The 20,694-nt window shown below is 59.3% G+C and carries 24 protein-coding genes and 2 pseudogenes; 8 read left to right on the plus strand and 18 right to left on the minus strand.

Annotated features, from left to right (window positions below; all coding sequences use genetic code 11):
• Positions 1-129: 129 nt before the first annotated feature.
• On the minus strand, positions 130-1,794 hold the full coding sequence (dacB, locus tag RBB80_RS04770; RefSeq protein WP_433967138.1) for a D-alanyl-D-alanine carboxypeptidase/D-alanyl-D-alanine endopeptidase: 1,665 nt from the start codon (positions 1,792-1,794) through the stop codon (positions 130-132).
• A 258-nt stretch (positions 1,795-2,052) separates the two neighbouring features.
• Between dacB and folP the strand changes: the two genes are divergently transcribed.
• Positions 2,053-2,973 (plus strand): dihydropteroate synthase, encoded by a 921-nt coding sequence (gene folP / locus RBB80_RS04775; RefSeq protein ID WP_433967139.1) that lies wholly within the window; start codon positions 2,053-2,055, stop codon positions 2,971-2,973.
• Positions 2,974-3,194: 221 nt separating this feature from the next.
• On the opposite strand, the gene RBB80_RS04780 is transcribed toward folP, so the two are convergent.
• The 3 genes from RBB80_RS04780 to RBB80_RS04790 all read right to left on the minus strand — a co-directional run bounded on the left by RBB80_RS04780 (position 3,195) and on the right by RBB80_RS04790 (position 5,382).
• Positions 3,195-3,869: a YukJ family protein gene (locus tag RBB80_RS04780; protein WP_433967140.1), complete on the minus strand. Its 675-nt coding sequence runs from the start codon at positions 3,867-3,869 to the stop codon at positions 3,195-3,197.
• Positions 3,870-3,949: 80 nt separating this feature from the next.
• Entirely contained in the window at positions 3,950-5,008 is a 1,059-nt protein-coding gene (locus RBB80_RS04785; RefSeq protein ID WP_433967141.1) for a DNA recombination protein RmuC, read from the minus strand.
• Entirely contained in the window at positions 4,918-5,382 is a 465-nt protein-coding gene (locus RBB80_RS04790; protein WP_433967142.1) for a hypothetical protein, read from the minus strand. The genes RBB80_RS04785 and RBB80_RS04790 overlap by 91 nt, the downstream gene beginning before the upstream one ends.
• 429 nt (positions 5,383-5,811) lie before the next feature.
• Here RBB80_RS04790 and RBB80_RS04795 point away from each other — a divergent pair, with 429 nt between their 5' ends.
• Positions 5,812-6,054, plus strand: coding sequence for an acyl carrier protein (locus RBB80_RS04795; RefSeq protein ID WP_179580522.1), 243 nt, complete (start codon positions 5,812-5,814; stop codon positions 6,052-6,054).
• A 3-nt stretch (positions 6,055-6,057) separates the two neighbouring features.
• Positions 6,058-7,307, plus strand: a pseudogene (fabF, locus tag RBB80_RS04800) (beta-ketoacyl-ACP synthase II).
• 200 nt (positions 7,308-7,507) lie between these two features.
• Here the strand turns inward: fabF and RBB80_RS04805 are convergent.
• The gene (locus RBB80_RS04805) at positions 7,508-7,843 is read right to left on the minus strand and encodes a hypothetical protein (RefSeq protein WP_433967143.1); all 336 of its coding nucleotides are present in this window, start codon (positions 7,841-7,843) and stop codon (positions 7,508-7,510) included.
• 2 nt (positions 7,844-7,845) lie between these two features.
• Here RBB80_RS04805 and RBB80_RS04810 point away from each other — a divergent pair, with 2 nt between their 5' ends.
• A complete protein-coding gene (locus tag RBB80_RS04810) occupies positions 7,846-8,874 on the plus strand; it encodes a sialate O-acetylesterase (protein ID WP_433967144.1) in 1,029 nt (342 codons plus the stop codon).
• Positions 8,811-9,248, plus strand: coding sequence for a hypothetical protein (locus RBB80_RS04815; RefSeq protein ID WP_433967145.1), 438 nt, complete (start codon positions 8,811-8,813; stop codon positions 9,246-9,248). Before RBB80_RS04810 ends, RBB80_RS04815 begins: the two co-directional genes overlap by 64 nt.
• Here the strand turns inward: RBB80_RS04815 and RBB80_RS04820 are convergent.
• The gene (locus RBB80_RS04820) at positions 9,245-9,391 is read right to left on the minus strand and encodes a hypothetical protein (RefSeq protein ID WP_433967146.1); all 147 of its coding nucleotides are present in this window, start codon (positions 9,389-9,391) and stop codon (positions 9,245-9,247) included. The genes RBB80_RS04815 and RBB80_RS04820 overlap by 4 nt on opposite strands.
• Positions 9,388-9,996 carry a YIP1 family protein gene (locus tag RBB80_RS04825; RefSeq protein ID WP_433967147.1) on the minus strand — a complete coding sequence of 203 codons (609 nt, stop codon included), beginning with the start codon at positions 9,994-9,996 and terminating at the stop codon, positions 9,388-9,390. The genes RBB80_RS04820 and RBB80_RS04825 overlap by 4 nt, the downstream gene beginning before the upstream one ends.
• Positions 9,997-10,273: 277 nt before the next feature.
• Between RBB80_RS04825 and RBB80_RS04830 the strand changes: the two genes are divergently transcribed.
• The 3 genes from RBB80_RS04830 (at position 10,274) to RBB80_RS04840 (ending at position 13,911) form a co-directional block, all read left to right on the plus strand.
• Positions 10,274-12,091 carry a putative Ig domain-containing protein gene (locus RBB80_RS04830; RefSeq protein WP_433967148.1) on the plus strand — a complete coding sequence of 606 codons (1,818 nt, stop codon included), beginning with the start codon at positions 10,274-10,276 and terminating at the stop codon, positions 12,089-12,091.
• The gene (locus RBB80_RS04835) at positions 12,070-13,380 is read left to right on the plus strand and encodes a hypothetical protein (protein ID WP_433967149.1); all 1,311 of its coding nucleotides are present in this window, start codon (positions 12,070-12,072) and stop codon (positions 13,378-13,380) included. The genes RBB80_RS04830 and RBB80_RS04835 overlap by 22 nt, the downstream gene beginning before the upstream one ends.
• 324 nt (positions 13,381-13,704) lie before the next feature.
• Positions 13,705-13,911, plus strand: a complete 207-nt coding sequence (locus RBB80_RS04840) for a transposase (RefSeq protein ID WP_433969500.1) — start codon at positions 13,705-13,707, stop codon at positions 13,909-13,911.
• 280 nt (positions 13,912-14,191) lie between these two features.
• On the opposite strand, the gene RBB80_RS04845 is transcribed toward RBB80_RS04840, so the two are convergent.
• The 11 genes and pseudogenes from RBB80_RS04845 to RBB80_RS04895 form a co-directional block, all read right to left on the minus strand.
• Positions 14,192-14,899, minus strand: coding sequence for a hypothetical protein (locus RBB80_RS04845; protein ID WP_433967150.1), 708 nt, complete (start codon positions 14,897-14,899; stop codon positions 14,192-14,194).
• A gap of 713 nt (positions 14,900-15,612) precedes the next feature.
• Positions 15,613-15,816, minus strand: a complete 204-nt coding sequence (locus RBB80_RS04850) for a biotin/lipoyl-containing protein (protein WP_433967151.1) — start codon at positions 15,814-15,816, stop codon at positions 15,613-15,615.
• The gene (locus RBB80_RS04855; protein WP_433967152.1) at positions 15,813-16,145 is read right to left on the minus strand and encodes a hypothetical protein; all 333 of its coding nucleotides are present in this window, start codon (positions 16,143-16,145) and stop codon (positions 15,813-15,815) included. Before RBB80_RS04855 ends, RBB80_RS04850 begins: the two co-directional genes overlap by 4 nt.
• Positions 16,106-16,597 carry a hypothetical protein gene (locus RBB80_RS04860; RefSeq protein WP_433967153.1) on the minus strand — a complete coding sequence of 164 codons (492 nt, stop codon included), beginning with the start codon at positions 16,595-16,597 and terminating at the stop codon, positions 16,106-16,108. The genes RBB80_RS04855 and RBB80_RS04860 overlap by 40 nt, the downstream gene beginning before the upstream one ends.
• Positions 16,543-17,277: a hypothetical protein gene (locus RBB80_RS04865; protein ID WP_433969501.1), complete on the minus strand. Its 735-nt coding sequence runs from the start codon at positions 17,275-17,277 to the stop codon at positions 16,543-16,545. The genes RBB80_RS04860 and RBB80_RS04865 overlap by 55 nt, the downstream gene beginning before the upstream one ends.
• 57 nt (positions 17,278-17,334) lie before the next feature.
• Positions 17,335-17,591 (minus strand): annotated as a pseudogene (locus tag RBB80_RS04870) (biotin carboxylase N-terminal domain-containing protein); the annotation flags it as partial.
• Positions 17,592-17,724: 133 nt separating this feature from the next.
• A complete protein-coding gene (locus tag RBB80_RS04875; protein WP_433967154.1) occupies positions 17,725-18,105 on the minus strand; it encodes a hypothetical protein in 381 nt (126 codons plus the stop codon).
• Positions 18,039-18,560, minus strand: a complete 522-nt coding sequence (locus RBB80_RS04880) for a tetratricopeptide repeat protein (protein ID WP_433967155.1) — start codon at positions 18,558-18,560, stop codon at positions 18,039-18,041. Before RBB80_RS04880 ends, RBB80_RS04875 begins: the two co-directional genes overlap by 67 nt.
• A 241-nt stretch (positions 18,561-18,801) precedes the next feature.
• Complete coding sequence (locus tag RBB80_RS04885; protein WP_433967156.1) at positions 18,802-19,476, minus strand: ABC transporter ATP-binding protein; 675 nt, start codon at positions 19,474-19,476, stop codon at positions 18,802-18,804.
• Positions 19,469-20,200 (minus strand): ABC transporter permease, encoded by a 732-nt coding sequence (locus RBB80_RS04890; RefSeq protein ID WP_433967157.1) that lies wholly within the window; start codon positions 20,198-20,200, stop codon positions 19,469-19,471. The genes RBB80_RS04885 and RBB80_RS04890 overlap by 8 nt, the downstream gene beginning before the upstream one ends.
• Entirely contained in the window at positions 20,197-20,562 is a 366-nt protein-coding gene (locus RBB80_RS04895; protein WP_433967158.1) for a hypothetical protein, read from the minus strand. Before RBB80_RS04895 ends, RBB80_RS04890 begins: the two co-directional genes overlap by 4 nt.
• Between the last annotated feature and the right edge of the window lie 132 nt (positions 20,563-20,694).

Here is a 20,694-nt window from a genome sequence, read left to right on the forward strand (position 1 = left end):
AGCACTTGCAGAGTGGTCGCATCCATCAACTGCCCCACGTATTGACGGTCCGAATCACCCGCAATCGGCTACTCTGCATCTCTCCATTCTAAGTGGTCTAAGGCTGGACAGCTCGCGCGTCCTAAAGGACTAGTTCGTCGCCGCAATCGCTGCCACAATCTTGTCCATCACATCGCGGTCCGCATGAACCTGCGGCAGGTGGTTCCCCACCATGATTGAAAAGATCACCGTCCGACCGCTCGCACACTCCACATACCCGCTCAGCGTCCGTGCCTCTCCCAGCGTCCCCGTCTTCGCCCATACCTTTCCCTTCAGCGGAACCTTCATAAACCGTCCCTCCAGCGACCCATCCACTCCACCAATGGGCAGGCTGCTCTTCCAATCCGCAAACCATGTCTGCCCGCTCGCATACTGCAACAGTCGTACCGTTGCTCGCGGTGTAACAAGGTCATGTCCACTTAACCCCGACCCATCGACGAAAACAAAATCATCTTTATCAATACCTGCATTCAACAAAAACTGCCGCAACACCCGCGCCCCCTGCGCGACCGTCCCATCTCTTCCACGCGCCTCACCCAGTTGTCGAAGCAACAACTCCGCATGCAGATTCTGGCTCGTCTTATTCGTCACCACGACATCTTGCAAAAGCTCAGCGGACGTGTGACTGGCCAATGTCCTCTCCTCCCCCGTAACAGCAACCCCAAACGCGGCCGGTTCGATGCTCTGTTGCGGCGACGTCTCCTTTGTCGCAACATCCTCAATCGCACCCGACTCACGACTAAAGCTCTCCGTATCCATCAACACCCGATGCCGCGCCCTGGCCTCCCCAGTCACATGAACTCCGCGAGCCTCCAGCATCCCCTTCAAAGTTATCGCCGCATACTCAGCCGGATCCTGAATCGCAATCTCCTCTACATCCGGCTGCCCATGCAAACCAATCGCTCCATAGATTCGCAACACCTTGGACCCCGAAGCCCGCGCCATCTGCACCGTACTCCCACTCTTCGCCGCTCCGGTTGTCACTGCAACGTCCAGCGTGTAATAAGACATCGCCGGATCGAGCACCACACTCGCGGGCGCGCCCATCGCGTCCCCGGATGTCACCGTCACCTTGATCTGGTTGTCATTGATCGAAAGAGCCGACACCGGAGCGCCATACCCCCAAACTGCATCGTCGATCGCCCAGTCCTGTGCGTAAGGCTCCCACGGAAACACCGTGTCGTCCCCAATCACATCCCCTTGCACATTCTTCAATCCACTCGCGACCACCTGATCCGCCATCTCCTCCAGATACCGCAACGGAGCAGGGCCGGAGTCCTCTACAGCCTTCTCTCCGGGCACCGGCGCAACATAGGGCAACACCCGGCCCGACAGATTCGCATCTCCGTTTCCAACCAGCACCAGATGCCCCGTCAGCTTCCCGCCATCCTCAAAAATACCCCGTGCCAACACCTTCGTCTGATACGTCGACTTCGCTCCCAGCAAAGCCATCGCCGCCGCTGTCGTAAACAACTTCGCATTGCTGGCCGGTTGAAAAAGCTGCCCTTCATTCAACGAGTAAATCGGTGCACCATCCATCCCCACCACTGCGATGCCCCAGTGATCCCGCGCCACCGCAGGGTCCTCCAACAGGCCGGCAATCATCTGCGCCAGTGGCGTGCAAAGCCCGCTTCGGCCAGCCTTCAACGCAACCGCCCCTTCGCATCCAACGCTCTGCGTCTGCGCACAAAGCGCTTGAGCCCACACAGCAATCCCCAACAAACCAACCGCACCCCATCCGGAAAGCCTCATCATCCGCGCAGTCTAGCATCCTGTTTACAAAATCATGTCCTGCCGGACGGGCTCCCTGCGCGGGAGGCGGTCACTTCGTGACTTGTTTACATTTTCTAGTTGAAGCGGGCGGTAACGGGCCTCCCGTTGGTCGGCGCAGGCTGATTTCGACCAGCGGGAGGACCAAGTACCTACATCCTGCCAAGACCGGTACACGCGTCACGAAGTGACCGCCCCACGCGCAGTGGGCCCGTCCGGCAGGACACACAATAGAATCCAACCATGCCCTTCGCCCCTCGCACCCATCACGACTGGCACCTCCGCACCCGCACCTTGCCGCTGGGCCAGAGAACCATCGTCATGGGCATCCTCAACATCACACCCGATTCCTTCTCCGACGGCGGCTACTTCTACTCTCCCCACCACGCCCCCGAGCGAGCCCTCGCCCAGGCCCTCAAGCTCCTCGAAGAAGGCGCCACCATCCTCGACCTCGGCGGCGAATCCACCCGTCCCAACGCCACACCTCTCACCCCAGACGAAGAACAGTCCCGCATCCTCCCCGTCCTCGAATCCATCCTCAAAGAAAAGCCCGGCACCATACTCTCCATCGACACCTTCCACGCCACCACCGCACGCCGCGCCCTCGAAGCCGGAGCCGAGATCGTCAACGACGTAAGCGGCCACCTCTGGGACCCCGACATGTCCCAAACCTGCGCGCAGTCAGGCTGCGGAGCCATCCTCATGCATACCCGCGGCCGCCCCCAGGAGTGGCCGAGCCTCCCTCCCTTGCCGCCCGAGGCAGTCCTGCCCCTCGTCCTCACCGAATTAGCCGAGCGCCTCGAAGCCGCCACCGCCGCCGGTATCCCGCGCAACAAAATCGTCATCGACCCAGGCTTCGGCTTTGGCAAGCGTCTCGACGAAAACTACCCGCTCCTCGCGCACTTCGACCAACTCCGGCAATTCGGCCTGCCGATCCTGGCCGGCGTCTCTCGCAAAGGCTTCCTCGCCCACACCCTCACCCAAAACCCCAGCCTATCCGTCCTTCTCGAAGGCGCAACCCCGTCGATGGACGACCGCCTCCACGCCTCCACCGCCGCCAACGTGGCGGCCGTCCTCGCCGGAGCCCACATCCTCCGCACCCACGACGTTCGCCCCACCGTCGAAGCCGCCGCCATCGCCGACCAGATCCTGAAAGATATTTGAAGCTTTGTCCTGCCGGACGGGCCTCCTACGCGGAGCGCGGTCACTTCGTGACGTGTGTACCTTGTGGTGGCGAGTGAAGGGAAGTAGTCCTCCCGCTGGTCGGAATCAGCCTGCGCCGACCAACGGGAGGAACCCATGTCTTCCATCCTACGAAGACCGGTACACAAGTCACGAAGTGACCGCCCCACGCGCAGTGGGCCCGTCCGGCAGGACAAGCGCCTCTAAACCGGATTCCCCGCCGAATCCCTCCTCCAACTCTCCGTCTGAAACGCAATAAACACAGCCGTCCAGGTCCCCTTCGACGGCAGATTGATAAAGAGCGCCCCATCCTGCCAAACGCCATTATCCCCACCATGGTTATTCACAGGATTCCCCTGATTCATATGGATATCGTGAATCCCATCCACCTTCCCCGAGTCGGCAAACGCACTCCCAAACGCATAGATCACGCCGTCTTTATCCGCAATCGTCATATTCAGCAGCGTCACCACAGCGTTCTCCAGCGCCTTCGCCCGAGCCCGCTGCACCATCTGCTCCTCCGCGCTTCCACGCTTCGCCTGAGCCTTCAGTTGCGGCAACAGAGTCATCTGCGTCTTCGTAATCATCGGCGCGCCGTTCACCGTGCTGCGCACAAAATCCAGCGCCAGCCCACCCGGCTCACTCTTCAGCGCCGTCATCCCCATCGGCAGCGCCTGCAGCCCAGCTAAGTCCGGCGGCGTAAAGTTCTCGACGATGTCATACAACACCTCCGACCCATCCACCGACTGAATATTCACCGCCACCGTAAACCGCCCACCCGGAGCCTGCATCGTGATCTGGTAGTGCGTACTCGCCCCAGTCACCACCTTCCCCGCAGTCGGCTTTCCCGCCAGCACACTGTAATTCGTAATCGGCATTCCCGCTCCTTACCGTCTCACGCTCTTCGCGCAACGGGCACATTCGCCTCCATCTTAGATGACTCATCACCATCAGAGGCCTACTCCTCCACGCCCTCCGACTCCGCCGCCACCAACGACAACCGGCCCTGCCACTCATCACTGGTTAGCGGCCTCAGCTGCACTGCAGCAGGCTCCAGTACCGGCAGCTCCTGCTCTCCAATCTCCAACTCCCGCAGCTTGCGCGAGATAGAGAACAACCCGCCACGACCCTCAGCCTTCACCAGCATGTCGTCATAGGCCTTGCCCGCACTGCGCAGCCTCTTGCCCAACTCCACAATCGCATCGTGCATCCCCACCAGCTTCGACTGCACATTCAGCGCCTCATTCCGAATCAACTGTGCGTCCCGTGCAATCTGCGACTGCTTCCACCCATACGCCACCGCCTTCAGCAGCGCGATCAGCGTCGTGGGCGTCGCCAACAGCACGCGACTCTCTGCGCTGTACTCCAGCAGCGAAGGATCCTGCTCCAGCGCCGCCGAAAACAACACCTCGCTCGGCAGAAAACAAACTACAAAGTCCGGCGACTCCGGAAACTGCTTCCAGTAAGCCTTCCCACACAACGCATCCAGATGCTTCCGTACCCGCGCCGCATGCGCCGCCATATGCGCCGAACGCAACACCTCGTCCTCGCACGCGCTCGCATCCAGAAACGCATCCAGCGGTGTCTTCGCGTCGACGATAATGCTGCGCCCATTCGGCAGCTTAACAATCAAATCCGGACGAATCGCCGCGTCCTCGCCCTTCACATACTTCTCCACCTCAAACGACGCATACTGCACCATCCCCGAAAACTCGACGCATTTTTTCAATTGCATCTCGCCCCAGTTACCCCGCACCTTCGGAGCCCGCAGCGCCGCCACCAGTTGCGTGGTCTCTTTACGAAGGTCCCGGTGCGAGTTCTGCATATTCTGAATCTCGGTCAGCACCTCCTTATAGGCGCCCTCTCGTTTCACCTCCAAATCATGGCTATGGTTCGACAGCTTCGCCAGCGACTCCTGCATCGGCTTCAGCAGCATCTCAATCGCCGACTCCTTCGCCGCCAGATCCTTCGCAGACTCCATCTGCTGCTTATCCAGCTCGCCCTTTGCCAGCGCCACCAGTCGCTTGCTGTTCGCATCCAGCGCTTCCCCGCCAGAGCCTGGAAGCTCGTCTTAAGGCTCTTCTCCACGTCGATCAGCGCCTGTATCTTTTCCTCCGCGGCCTTCTGTTCCGCCTGCAGCCGCTCAAGCAGTCTTCCAGCCTCCAGCCGCGCCCCCTCTGCCTCCTTGCGTAGCGTCTCCACCTCCCGCGCCTTCTCCTCAATCAAACGATCCTTCGCAGCCACGCCCTCACGAAGCCCCGCCACTTCAGCCTCACGCACCACCGCCCGCGCTTCGGCAGCTGTACGCTCCAGCTGAGATCGGCTGCTCCTTATAAGCCACGCAATCACCCCGCCCACCGCACATCCCACCACAAACCAGACAATCGTCATCGCTTCCATCGTATAAATTTACGCCAAATCTTCGCCAGGCCCAACTCGGAATTTCCGCGTAGGCCCGATGCTGCAAACTACTCGAGCCACGGCTGGCGCACTTGACATCCACGCATCATCGATCGCCTCATTTGGCCAATCTCAAGCCTCCTCCACTCTCCCCACCACGTTTCAGGCTGACCTTCAAAAACCCGCTCGAAAGCTGAGCGCAATAACCGTGCTTCGACAGCTCTCCTCGGGCATCAGCTACCACAACACTGTCTGATTCTTGCTGGTCATTGCTGTTTTTTTGCAACTTTCAAAACATCCACCCCACGCCCCCTTTGCTTTACACTCACTGAGGCGCTCAGTATGCTTGAGGTTGGCCGTGTCGACCTTGAGCGACAAAATATCCAGGCTTCAGATTCCAGACGTAAACAGGAGAACGAAATGGCAGCAGTAGACGAGAAGGTAAAGCAGATTATTGTCGAGCAGCTTCAGGTGGATGAAGCAGAAGTCACACCGGGCGCAAGCTTTCAGGAAGATCTCGGCGCAGACTCCCTCGACGTCGTCGAGCTTGTCATGCAGTTTGAAGAAGCATTCGACATCCAGATCCCCGACGAAGATGCCGAGAAGATCAAGACCGTCAAAGACGCCGTCGACTATATCGAAAAGAACCAGAAGGCCAAGTAAACAATGGAGCATCGTCGCGTAGTTGTCACCGGCCTCGGCCTGATCTGCGGGGTCGGCAAAACCGCCCCTGAAGTTTGGGAAGGTCTCATGGCCGGACGTAGCGGCATGGCCGAGATCAAGGCATTCGATCTCACCGGTCATCCAGTCCGCTTCGCTGCTGAGGTCAAGGACTTCGATCCTCTCCTCTTCGTCGAAAAGAAAGAATCCCGCAAGATGGGCCGGTTCATTCACTTCGCCCTGGCCGCAGCAGCCGAGGCGATGGCCCACTCTGGCCTGAAGATCACCGAAGAGAACCGCGATCAGGTCGGCGTTCACATCGGCTCCGGCATCGGTGGCTTCGATGTCATCGAGCGCGAACACCAGAATCTGCTCAGTGGCGGTCCGCGCAAGGTCTCGCCCTTCTTCATCCCCGGCTCCATCATCAACCTCGCCGCCGGCCACGTCTCCATCAAGTACGGCGCACGCGGGCCGAATGAAGCTACGGCGACCGCCTGCACCACCTCGGCACACTCCATCGGCGACGCCTTCCGCATCATTCAGCGCGGCGATGCCGACGCCATGATCGCAGGCGGCACCGAAGCCTCCATCACCCCGCTCGGTGTGGCGGGATTCGCCGCCATGCGCGCCCTCTCCACCCGCAACGACGACCCGGAGCATGCCAGCCGCCCCTTCGACAAGGATCGCGACGGCTTCGTGGTCGGCGAAGGCGCCGGCATCCTCATCCTCGAAGAGCTTGAGTCTGCCAAAGCCCGCGGCGCCAAAATCCTCGCTGAAGTCCTCGGCTACGGCCTCTCCGCCGACGCCTTCCACATGACCGGCATGGCCCCCGAAGGCGAAGGCTGCTACCGTTCCATGCAGCACGCGCTCAAAGTCGCCGGCATCTCACCCGACCAGATCGACTACGTCAACGCGCACGCCACCTCGACGCCTCTCGGCGACGCCCTCGAATCGAAGGCCATCGAAAACGTCTTCGGTGAGCGCGCCACCGGCGGGAAGCTCCTGGTCAGCTCCACCAAATCCATGACAGGCCATCTGCTCGGCGGTGCCGGCGGCCTCGAAGCCGGAATCACCATCCTGGCCATGCAGCACCAGATCGCCCCCCAACGATGAACATCGTCGAACTCGATCCCCAGTGCCGCCTCAACTACGTCCCCAACAAACCTCTGCCCGCCAAGATCGACTACGCGCTCTCGAACTCGTTCGGCTTCGGCGGCACCAACGGCTCCCTCGTCTTCAAACGCTGGACCGAGTAACCCGCATCAACTTCACGAAGCCCGGCATATTGCCGGGCTTTTTCGTAAACCTCTCGGCAGTCCAAAGCACTCGTCATCCTGAGCGGAGCGAAGGGTCCCGGTATTTGCAGTTGCAGTTGCAATTGTATTTGCAGTTGCAATTGTATTTGCAGTTGCAATTGTATTTGCAGTTGCAATTGCAGTTGCAATTGCAATTGCCTTCACCTCACCCCCAAAACACAGTCATCTCGACCGAAGCGCTTCACGGTTTCATCGTGAAGCGCGCAGTGGAGAGACCCCCGCATTTCGCTTCCAAAGCCAAACCCCAAAGCATTCTCACCCCACCCGCTTCCAGTGAGATACATAAACGAAACCTTCCCTTCCGCAGCCTCGTCAACACACTCGTCGCCCAAAGATATAAAGCCGTCGGAGACCCGTTCATGAAGCTTCGCCTCACCCTCTGCCTCCTCGCCGCCACCCTCACCACGCAAGCCGAAGTCTCCCTCCCCAAGATCTTCTCCAGCCACATGGTCCTCCAGCGCGACATGCCCATCCACCTGTGGGGCAGCGCCATTCCCGGCGAATCCATCACCGCCACCTTCCACGACCTCACCAACACCGCCACCGCCGACGCCACTGGCCGCTGGAGCATCTATCTCCCCCTCAACCCGCCGGCGGCCCCTACACCCTCACCGTCCGCAGCTCCAACACCATCACCTACGACGACATCCTCCTCGGCGATCTCTGGTTCGCCTCCGGCCAGTCCAACATGGAGATACCTCTCTCCGGCTTCAACCCCAGCACTCAAATCCAAAACGCCGACAAAGAGATCGCAGCCGCCAACTACCCCAGCATCCGTCTCCTCCGAATCGAAAAAGACTCCGCCGACTACCCGGCCGAAGACGTCAAAGCCACCACCGGCTGGTCCCTCTGCACCCCCGAATCTGCAAAAACCTTCTCCGCCGTCGCCTACTTCTTCGGTCGCGACCTGCAAAAAGCACTCAGCGACAAGCAGCAACACGTCCCCATCGGCCTCATCGACTCCACCTGGGGAGGCACTCTCGCCGAAGCCTGGACCAGTCTCGACACCCTCGGCTCCAACGCCTCCCTCATGCCCGTCTTCGCCGCCCGCGCCGAAAAGATGAACCACGAAACCACCGAGATCCGCCAGGACTCACTCGACAAAACCAACCGCGAACAAGGTAAGCCGGTCGCTATCCGTTGGCATCCCGACCCCGACTCCTGGCGTCCGGCCGGTCTCTACAACGCGATGGTCGCTCCCTTCACCCCGCTCCCGATCAAAGGCGTTATCTGGTACCAGGGCGAAGCCAACTCCGTCCTCAACACCGTCGACCTCTACGACAAACTCTTCCCCGCACTCATCCAGGATTGGCGTCAGCACTGGGCCCAGGGCAACTTCCCCTTCCTCTACGTCCAGATCTCCGCCTACGCCAGCACCCCGCAGGAAAACTGGGGACAACTCCGCGAAGCCCAGCGCAAGACCCTCTCCTCGTCAACACCGGCATGGCCCTCACCATCGACATCGGCAACGAGCACGACGTCCACCCCGCCAACAAGCAGGCCGTAGGCGAGCGCCTCTCCCTCCTTGCCCGTCGCATCGCCTACGGCGAAGACATCACCGCCTCCGGCCCCCTCTTCCGCCTCGCTTATCCAGACCACGGCGCCATGCACGTCTGGTTCGACAACGCCGTCGGCCTCCACACAAAAAATGGTGCCCCCGAGGGCTTCGAGGTCGCCGGCCCCGACCGCGTCTTCCTCCGCGCCAACGCCCACATCGATCACGATGCGAGCGGCAACACCATCGTCGTCGCCAGCCCTGCGATCCCCAACCCGCAGTACGTCCGTTACGCCTGGCCCAACTTCCCCCAGGCCAACCTCTACAACGGCGCAAACCTCCCCGCCTCCACCTTCACCTCACAACAGACACCCGCTCAGCCCTAGCTCGTCATTGCAGCCGACGCGACACTCAAGATAAAAATCAGCACCCACCAACCCACCACCACAGCCGCAGCCTTCCCCCGGCTCACCTTCGCCACAATCGAGGTCCCAATCACCAGCAGCACCACGTTCCAGATCCCGATCACATCAAAAAACTCAACGCCGTCTTCAACCACGGCGCCGCGTCCGGCATAAAGTAAGCCGGGTTAGTTCCCACGGCATTCTTTATGTTGAAGGTCTCCGCGCTGCTTCCGAAAAGAAGCGTCACAATCGTCAGCAACCCACTCAGCAGCCGCGGTAGCGACGCATACATCCACACGCAGAACATCTGCGCAAACGTCGTCTTAGCCCCCAGTCCGAAATTAAAGCTCGCCCAGTTAATCAGCGCCCCAATCGCCGAGATGAGCAAAATAATCACCGGCGTCGCATACGACACATACTTATACCCCGCCGACATGCTCGTCATCTTCGCCGCACGCTGATCCATCGGCAGGCTCTGCATCTGCTCCTCCTGCTTCGGGCTATCCAGAATCACGTTCTCCACCACGCGACCGAAGCCCACCTGCTTATCGATCGTGAACGTCACGCCAATCGACACAACCACCGCCAGCAGAAATGGCAGCCACCAGCTCGTGCTCCGCAAAATATCTGTAAACGTCTTCGAGGGAGCAACAAACGAATCCACCACCCGCTCCACCTGGCTCAACCCCGGCTGTCCCGAATGCGCCTCCACCGCCACAACATCGCTCATAGACCCTCCTCGTGCAAACTCTTCTACAACTCAGCCAACCAAGGCTCAGGAATGTCTCCGCATTCTAGCCCACCTCTCCAAGCCGCCTAATAAAATCGGAAAAAACACAACGCACTTCAGGGTGAATGACACTTTATAGGTAGACATTTGTTACCCAGAGGGTGATACAGTTCCGCTGTACTTTGGACTGGTGCACGCTATGAAGTGTAAGGCTGTGTTCCTCCTCTCTAGACGGCCGCACCCTCGACCTATCTCTTGCACGATATTCCTCCTTGCCTTGACGTCTCTCTTCGGCGCGATTGCAGGCTGCGGAGGGAACTCCTCCGGCGGAAAATCGCCTGGAACCGAAACCCCTCCAACCAATCTGGTCTATCCACAAACCACCATCGCCGCTACCATCGGCCAGCCTATTGCCAGCAACACTCCCACCGTCACGGGCACAGTAACCTCCTACTCCGTCAGCCCAGCCCTTCCTGCGGGCCTCAGCCTCAACTCTACGACCGGCACAATCTCCGGCACCGCAACATCAGCCACTGTACTGACCGCCTACACCATCACCGCAGCCAACTCCGCAGGCTCGACCACCGCGACCATACAGATCGCCGTCAATCCTCCTCCGCCATCCAACCTGGTCTACCCACAGCCCACCATCGCTGCGACTGCCGGCCACGCCATCACCACGGATACTCCCACCGTCACCGGAGCCGTCACCAGCTACACCGTCAGTCCCGCACTCCCTGCAGGCCTCAGCCTCAACGCGTCGACCGGCGCAATCTCCGGCACCCCCACGACCGTCACCCCACAGGCGACCTACACCATCACCGCAGCAAACGCCGCAGGCTCGACGACCGCGACCGTACAGATCGCCGTGAACCCCGCCCCGCCAACCAACCTGGTCTATCCTCAGCCAACCATCACTGCGATCACCGGCCAGGCCATTACCACCGATACTCCAACCGTCACCGGAACCGTCACCAGCTACATCGTCAGTCCCGCACTCCCTGCAGGCCTCGGCCTCAACGCGTCGACCGGCGCAATCTCCGGCACCCCAACAACCGTCACCCCACAGGCGACCTACACCATCACCGCAGCAAACTCCGCAGGCTCGACCACCGCGACCGTACAGATCGCCGTGAATCTTGCCCCGCCGACAAACCTTGTCTATTCCCCGGCCACCATAGCTGCCACCATCACCCGAACCATCACCACGGATACACCCACCGTCACCGGCACTGTCACCAGCTACACGGTTAGCCCCGCACTTCCCGCTGGCCTCAGCCTCAACGCATCGACCGGAGCAATCTCCGGCACGCCCACCACCGTCACATCACAAGCTACCTACACCGTCACCGCGACAAACTCCGCAGGCTCTGCGACCGCAAACCTCGCGATCACGGTCGCCAGCTTCAGCGTCTTCACTCTGCTCGATCTCGGCCACGCCAATTCGCTCGCCGTCATGCGTCTTCAGCCCACCCGCCTCTTCACTCAGGACACCAGCGGTCACTGGGCGCTCTGGGACTACACCGCCACAACGGAGCTCGCCAGCGGCGACCCCGCCACCCTTGGCCTCCTCTACCCCTATCCAGCCGACATGGCAGGCTCCGTCCTCGCCATCGGCACCGCAAACGCAGTCGAAATCCGCTCCACCACCGACGGAAGCCTCATCACAACTCTCACCTCGCCCGGCCTCGACCCCGTCCCCGCCGCAGCCGCCTGGTGGATGCTCTCCACCGACGGCACCTACATCGCGTCCGGCTATGCCTCCGGTCTCTCCGTTTGGAGCACCACCGACGGACATCTCCTCTTCTCCCGCGCCGGCGACTACTCCAGAGCAAGAGCCTTCGCCGCACCCGGACAGATTCAAATCGCCCTCGGCCCCGCCGGCGCCAACGTCATCGAAATCGACTCCGTCCCCTCCGGAACCTCCTCCATCGGTCCTGCCTTCACCGCCAACTTCAACTCATGGTTCACCGACGGCAGCCACTTTTTCACCAACACCCCCAACCTCAGCCCGCCTCTCACCCCCCGGTCTACGACGTCTACACCTACTCAGCGGCCACAGTTCAACAAGGCATGCTCTCCCTCGGCTACCTGAACTTCACCGGCTACGCCAACTGGTTCTGGACCTACCCTGTCAACGTCCTCAGCTTCTACCCCATCGGCGCCACCACTCCCACCGCCACCTATACCCTCAGCGCCGACACCGCCGTCATTCCCTCTGGTTCCACCCTCGGCGTGCTTCCCTACGGAACCGCAGCCGCGTCCACCATCGACCTCTCCGGCTCAACTCCAACCCTCAGCACCGCCGTCACCCTACCCGTCGCCTACGAGTCCGCCTTCGCCGCACTCTCCCCCTCGCAGTGGGCCGTCGGCAATCAGCACGGCGTCGTCCTCGACGGCCCCAGCGCTGCCACCACACCGCGCTTCTTCGGATACGGCAACGCCTTCAGCATCGCCGGAGCACCCGGCCACGTAGCCATCGCCACCGCCATCGGCAAAGTTCTCGACTACGATCCCGCCTCCCAAACCGTACTCAGCACCATCAATTTCACCAGCTCCAAGCTCGCCCTCTCCACCGACGGAACCATCCTCGCCGCCAAAGCCAGCGACATCGACTCGCAATACGAGCCAGACAGAACCCTCAACATCTACGCACTCCCCGCCGGCACCGTCACCAGCACCTTCCCTTATCAACTTAACGACCAGTCCCCCGCAACACCCTTCCTCTTCGACTACTCACTCGCCAGCTCAGGCACCGCACTCGGCCAGTATCTGGCGACCTACAACGGCCTCTACTTCGACTACACCCGCCAGGTCACACCCCTCTCCGGCTCCCCCATCCTCTGGTCCGATAACCCACCCTCCGGCGTCTACGACGGCACCACCCCCATCCTGCTCTCCCCCGATGGAACCCTCATCGCCGTCTCCACCGGCGACTACTCCTCCACTTCCACCACCAGCATCTACAAAAACGGTGTCCTCGCCGCCACGGTCAATGGCTTCGCCGTCGGCTGGATCGACAACAATCGTGTCCTGGTCAACACCTTCGGCCCGCTCGGGACCAACGTCTACCCGCCCTATCTGGGAGCCGTCATCTACGACGCCACCGGCACCCAGCTCACCACCCTCACCGCACTCCCGCAGCTCCCACCCGCGGGCCAGAGCCTGCCCTTATCCACCACCGCCTTCTTCCCCGTCGACTCCAACTCCATCTACTCCCCGTACACCTACACCATCTACTCCCTCACCACCGGCGCCGCAATCTGGACCGAAACCCTCCCGCATCCGGGAACCACGACCGTACCCTACAACGGCGCCTCAGCCGTCTCCGGCAGCTACATCGTCTTCACCTCCGGCGCCCACATCCTGGTCGACCTCCCCTGATCGCCGTCCGCCCCATATCCCGTCATTCGCCCCATATCTCAAGCTCAGATGCAGGCATTCGCGCAATCCACGAACCGCTCTCGCTCGACCCACGGCACCCCTTGAGATCGTCTTTAGAGCAAACTACCAGTTGGCGTAGAGTCTGCCGTGTCCTTTTGTTTGGGGAATTACAGGCCTAATTCCCTTTTGTTTGTCATTCCCGAAGGGAATCTGCGGTTGCCTTCCTCCACACCAACAGCAAAACCGCTCTAGCCGCCTTCATTTTCCGAAATATACAAAAACTGCCAAGCCACGAAACCGCAAATCACCGCGCCAATCCAGCACATTCGCGTTGCATATGGCCGCGTCCACACTCAGGGTATCGAGAACTTCTGGAGCTTGCTCAAACGCGGTCTGAATGGCACCTACGTTGCCGTAGAGCCGTTCCACGTGGATTCACACGTTGACGAACAGGTATTCCGCTATAACAACCGCAAGGGCAAGACAGACGCACAGTGGGTCACTAAACTCTTTTCGCAGGTCGCGGAATAGCGGCTGACCTATGCTGAGGTCACTGGCGAGGTGGGAGGGGCGGAAGCCTTCTAGGAAGAGGCAGGGGAGGGGAAGCGGTCTTATATCGCTTCGCTTTCTTCTCTGCATCAAGTTCTGCTTTGATCTTCGAGTGCGGTACAGCTACAAGCCGCCTCATAAAAATTTGTGAATTGTGCGAAGTCACTCGGTACATCCTTCCCGGGAGCGTTTGAGCGACGCGCTTTAGGTTCAGCCTTCATCTAGCCGTTTGATATCACGCGGCGGAAAGGTTGGCGTGCGTTCAAAAAAATCTCTCAAAGAGTGGAAGGGTGTCCTCCGCAACATCGAGAAAAAGGGCGTCGAGAATGGCCATGACTTCCAGACGCTCTACGAGCGGGTGCTTATACGCGACAAACGCGACGATCCTCTCGCCAGGTATCAATTGTCCATTCCGCGTTCTGGTTATCTCAAGCTCGACGTGCCTGAAGGGCAATGGCTCATCTGGCTTGAAGGTACTGACGACGCTTGTAATTAGGGGTGTACGGTGCTTGTTCTCGTTGGTGAGTTCATCTAGAACGTAGATCGCCTTAGGGTTCGGTCCTTTCGGCAAAAATGCTGGCTGTAGCTTTTTGATGATCTCCCTCGCCTCCGCAGTTACACCTTTTAGCCTGCTGTTCTTTAGTGCCTGTTTATAGCTCTCGGGCGTCTGACAAATCGGAAATGCATTCCAACGACCCGGCTTTTTGTTATTCGCAATGACTAGTTGCCATACAAGGTAGTCAAGTACGGATCGCAGGTTTTGGAGGCAGTCGCCAGCGATAAGCCCGAACCTAGCAGGGACTGGCTCCTTTAGATCAAACGTGTAGATAGGATTTTCTGGCGTACTCTCCGGAGAGGGAACCAAATGTCCGGGTTCGCCATTCCACCATTTCAGCATCTCGCCGTTAAGTTCGTCGAAATGCTGCTTCGCTCGGTACAGCTTCCATTGAATCTCTTCGGGATAAGCCATGCGAAATCATAACCCTAACCCATTGAATTAAATGAGATTATGGTTCTAACTATGGAACAAGATGAATCTTGGAGTGGAGTAATCCTAACTTATATCTGGCGGGTGGCCCATGCATGAAAATCGACTCATATTGGGTGCCCCATTCATCGTGCACTTGCGATGAGTGGGTTCAACTCTGCCGAAGGCTGGAGTGAAGGCGAAGCCGCAACGACTGAATTGCCTTCTTTCATACCAGCTGTCCCACTCCACGAAAGACAACACCCTCGCGCAGCCCGCTCCACAATCCCACCGCATGAATGGGCATTGGGGCGAAGCCGGAACCCACCCGGCTCAACTCCTCCCACCCCTCGGCCGGATAGCCACCCCCCCAAACATCCGCAAATCCTGTCAAGCCCCAAAACCGCAAATCCCCGCGCCAATCCAGCACATTCCCGTGGCGTATCAGTTACGCTCCAACCGCTATACTGGAAGCAGAGAAAGAAAGAGGCCCCCGCGCAAACAGGGGGCCTCTTTGCATTGGCCCTAACTCATTTTTTTGTAATATTTTGCAGGTAACCGACATGGAATCAATATTTTACAGACACTACCCACCTATAAACCAATGATTCAAAAACACTTACTCCCAGAATACCCCCAGGGTGGAGGGGGTACCCTCACCAAAGGAGTGAAGGAAATGCCGATCCCTGCAGCAAATCACGAGACGCGGAACCTCGCTACTCCACCACCACCAGCACATCCCCGGACCCGACCGCATCACCCACCGCAACAGCAATCCTCGCCACCCGTCCAGCCTTGGGCGACTTCAACTCATTCTGCATCTTCATCGCCTCGATCACGACAACCGCCTGGCCCTCTTCCACCTCATCGCCCACCTCAACCAGGACCCGCACCATCCGCCCCGGCATAGGAGCCTTCACCGGCCGAGGCCCATCCGTCCCGGCCCCGGCCCCCGCCTCCCCTGCAGCGAACGCGGATCCGCAACCTCAAACTCAAATCGCCGCCCGCCGATCACCACCCCGTCGCCATCCAGAACACACCGGTACTGCCGCCCGTCAATCAGCAGAGACAGCACACCAGCCTGCAGAAACCTGACATCCGCCATGATCGACCGCCCATCGACCAGACACTCCACGGCTCCGGACCCTGCACCGATCTCCTCCGGAAGCTCAACCCGCCGCTTATCTCCCTCGACCTCAAGCCAGACCGTCACAGACGTAACCCCTCCCGCCGCCCTGCCGCCGCCCACCGGCTCTCCTCAGAGACAACCGGTGCAGCCAATGTCTCCCGCCGCACAGACGCCGCAAACAGCGCTGCCGCCAGTGCCACAACGTCCTCAGGAACGTCCTCCCGCACCGGGGCGGGCGGCTCAGCCAGCAACAGCTCCAGATATCCCGTATCGATCCGGGCCGCGCGAAAATCTTCATCCATCAGAATCCGCCGAAACAGCCCGATATTGGTCTTGATCCCGCCAATCACATATTCCTCAAGCGCCCTCAGCATCCGGTCGATGGCCTGCTCCCGCGTCGGCGCGAACGCCACCAGCTTCGACAACATCGGATCGTAGTCGAGCGGTACATTCCACCCCTCATACACCGCGCAGTCCTCCCGGATCCCCGGCCCGCTAGGCTGAATCAGCCGCGTAATCAACCCCGGCGACGGAAAAAATGATTCTCCGGATCTTCCGCATAGATCCTGCACTCAATCGCATGCCCGCGCAGCCGAACATCCTCCTGCGTCAACGGCAAAGGCTCGCCCATCGCCACGCGAAGCTGCAGATGCACCAGATCCAATCCAGTCACCATCTCGGTCACAGGATGCTCAACCTGCAGCCGCGTGTTCATCTCAAGGAAGTAGAAGTTCTCCGCGTCATCCACCAGGAACTCGACCGTCCCCGCGTTCACATACCCGGCAGAAAGCGCCAGCCGGACCGCAGCCTCGCCCATCCTCCGCCTTAGGCCCTCGCTCACCACGGCCGAAGGAGCCTCTTCGATCACCTTCTGATGCCGTCGCTGCACCGAGCACTCGCGCTCGCCCAGATACACGCAGCTTCCATGCCCATCAGCCATCAACTGGATCTCGATATGCCGAGGCCGCTCGATCAGCTTCTCCAGATACACCTCGCCCGACCCAAAGCTCCTCTCCGCCTCACTGCTCGCCGCCGTAAACGCGGCCGCCAGATCCTCCGCCCGCGTCACCGCCCGCATGCCCTTCCCACCGCCTCCAGCCGCAGCCTTCAGCATCACCGGATAGCCAATCCCGGCGGCCACGCTCACCGCCTCCGCCACATCCGCCAGCCCCGTCACACTTCCCGGAACCCGAGGCATCCCCGCCGCATCCGCCGCCTGCCGCGCCCTGGTCTTAGACCCCAGCACCCGCATCGCGCCAGCAGGCGGCCCGATAAACGTCACTCCCGCAACAGCACAAGCCTCCGCGAACTCCGCATTCTCCGACAGGAATCCGTATCCAGGATGCACAGCATCCGCCCCCGTCCGCTTCGCCACCTGCAGGATCAGATCCCCCGCAGATAGCTTTCGGCCGCCGGCGCCGGCCCCAGACGGTAGGCCTCATCCGCATGCAGCACATGCAGAGCCCCCCGGTCGGCATCCGAGTAAACCGCCACCGTGGCCACCCCCATCTCACGGCACGCACGAATCACCCGCAGCGCAATCTCTCCGCGGTTCGCAATCAACACTTTTTTTATCGACCGTCGCAAGGGGCCATTCTACCGTAAGCAACCATCAAGTTCATGAGTCCGAAAGACAGACCTACAAGCAAAGAGGCCTCCCATTCCAGGAGGCCTCAGAGGTTGCGACAACGAACAACGGCTACTGCATCGAAACGCCGCCCTGCGTTGCCTTTTCCTTCTTCAGTTCATTTTCCTTCCGGGCGCCCATTGCCTTCTGGATCCACGAATCGACCTGAGCCATATCAGCCTTGCGAGCCGTTTCATCGCCGCACTCGAGATCCGCCTTGCGACGATAGGTCAGCTGCAGATACTGCATGGCGTCATCATAGGTCGGGTTCAGCTCGACAGCTTTGTTCAGATACTGAAGTCCTTCGTTCACAAGATCGGTGTTAGCGGCCTGCAGCTTCTGGCACGCACCCTTGCTCTTTTTGGGATTACCATCGCCCTGATCGGTCAGCCCGTCTGCCGCAAGAATCGTGATCGCGTTCTTATAAGCCAGCGTCCAATCCACGAAACCCACAGTGTAGTAAGCCTCGGGATCATTCGGAGAAATCGCGATAACTTTTTCTCATATTCTTTTGCCGAATCGAATTTCTTGATATTACGGTTGATCGAGGCAATTTGCTTCAGCGCCGTCAGGTCGTTTGGGTTCTTTTCCAGAACCGCGTTGAAGCCGTCCAACGCCTTCTGTGCAATCGCCAGATTCTCCGGCGTATCCAGATTCGGAACAACTTGATAGGAGTAAGCCGTTGCTAAATAAAGCTTGGCCACCTCGGATTTAGGGTCCAGGGCAATCGCATTTTGGAAGTGGTTCGTCGCCTCTTCGTATCGTGCGTTCTTAAATGCCTGCACGCCCTTGGTCAACTGGTCCCGCGACTTGAGAACGTTGCAGCCAGTTGCAGTGAGCAGCGCCAGCAGAGCGGCCGTAACCGGAATCCGTGCGGTGAATTTCATTGGGCGAATCATCTCCTTCAAAAAGGGCGCGAGTTTCTGTTGCAGTGACCGGGGAAAACCATCTAACCAATGTTTCGGTGTTCGCTTGATTGTAATGGTATATGTCCTAACGTGACTAGAGCAGCTTTCTTTCCCTCTGGAAGGGAATAACGTCGGTCTTTTGTACTACAACTATGGAGCTTCTGCATAGTTCGAACTGCCTCTTTCGAGATACGATGCATTCTGGCTGAGGAGCGGCCAGCCGAAACATAAACAAAAGTGGCTAAACTATACGCCCATCCTTCATTTTGACGATCCTATCCGCATACGAGGCAGCGTCAGCGTCATGAGTGATCATCAGAATCGTCTGCCCTAGACGGCGGTTTAGATCCTTTACTAACTTCAATACAGCAGCCGAATTTTCACTGTCCAGATTGCCTGTAGGCTCGTCGGCCAGCAAAATCGCCGGTGAATTCACGAGCCCCCGAGCAATTGCCACCCTCTGTTGTTGGCCACCAGACAGTGCTCGGGGCTTGTGCTTTAACCTGTCGGTGATCCCGAGCAGACTCAAGATCTCTAGAAATCCCGGGTCGAATACCATATTCCGCCCGCCAATATATTGCACAATCCGGATATTATCCTCCGCAGACAAGGTCGGCAGCAGGTTGTACTTCTGAAACACAAATCCCACGGTCGTCTTGCGAAGCTCCGTCCGCTCGGCGTTCGTCATGCCGGCCAGATCACGCCCCTTGATTCGCACCATACCGGAGGTCATCGGCGTCAGCCCACCAAGAATGTGAAAGAGGGTCGACTTTCCCGAACCGGAGGCGCCAATAATGGCTACAAATTCTCCCTTTCCGACCTCCAGATCGACGCCGCGTAGCGCATGCACCGCGACCTCTCCCACTTGATAAGTCTTCGCCAGACCGCGCACTTCGATGATCGAAGACTCACTCATACGACAGAGCCTCCGTAACATCCTGCTTCACGGCTTTGACTCCGGGGACGATCGCACCCAGAAGCGCTCCTACGACCGCAATGCCGGTTGCTATCGGCCACCACCCGTAGACCGTCTCCTGCACCAGGCTTGCCGGCACGGCATGTTTCATCAACCACTGCGTCCCATAGGTCAGCAGAATGCCGACCGCCGAACCCAGGAGCGCCAGCAACAACGTTTCGCGAAACAGGATGTTCAAAATCAATCCCGAAGACCCGCCCACTGCCTTCAAGATCCCGATCTCCCTCGTTCGCTCCAAGACCGCCGTATACATCGCCATAAACACCACGATGAAGCCCACGATCACCGCAACCCCAATCACCACGCCGATAAAGCTTTTCAGCATTCCAACGTTGCTGATAGAAAGCATCGAGGTGAACTCTTCCATCGTGTAAATCTGGTACCCGTGATACTTCACTCGCAAAGCGTCCACCGCCGCTTGCGCGTTGTTTGGGTTATCCACCCTAAGGAAGATCTGGCTGAGACGGCCTTGATTTCCAGTCAGCCCCTGGAGGATCCGCAACTTCACGCAGATGCGAGAGAGCTTACCCGATTCGAAGATTCCCACCAGTTTCCAATCATGATTGACCAGATTAAGGGTATCGCCCAGGTGAAGATTTTTTTGTTGGGCGTAGTACTCGTCCACGATCACGTCGTTATCGTCGACCAGCGGGCCGCCTTTCAAATAACGAAACCCCCGTTCAGTCTCTGAAAATCCTCAAGGTCGAGTCCAGTCATCGCGTCGAACCCGGAGAGGGGTTGGACCATGGTCCCCATCGCAAACGTGACGTGCGGCTCCTTCATCAGCAGAGCAGGAATCTTATCGCTCATCGGAGCCGAGCTCAGCCCGATCGCTGAAGATCCCGGCGGCCGAAACCATATGTCAGCGCCCACCCCGCGGGCCCTCTGCGCGGATTGATCCAACGTCCCGTGGCTGACCCCAACCAACGTCAGGATCATCGTCACCTCAACGGCAATTGCAAGGACGCTCAGCAACGTGCGGACCGGTCGGTGGCCAAGATTCGCGAATATCAGCTTATTGAGCAAGATCAGATTCTAATCGAAATTCTGGGCGCGCAAAATAAAGGCCGAAGGAGTTTACTGAGCGACATTTCACCCGTCGCCGCGGTATTACGGGTACGATCACCACGAGATGATGAGCATCACCAGCAAGACATT

The organism is Tunturiibacter gelidiferens (assembly GCF_051013345.1).
GTDB lineage: Bacteria > Acidobacteriota > Terriglobia > Terriglobales > Acidobacteriaceae > Edaphobacter > Edaphobacter gelidiferens_A.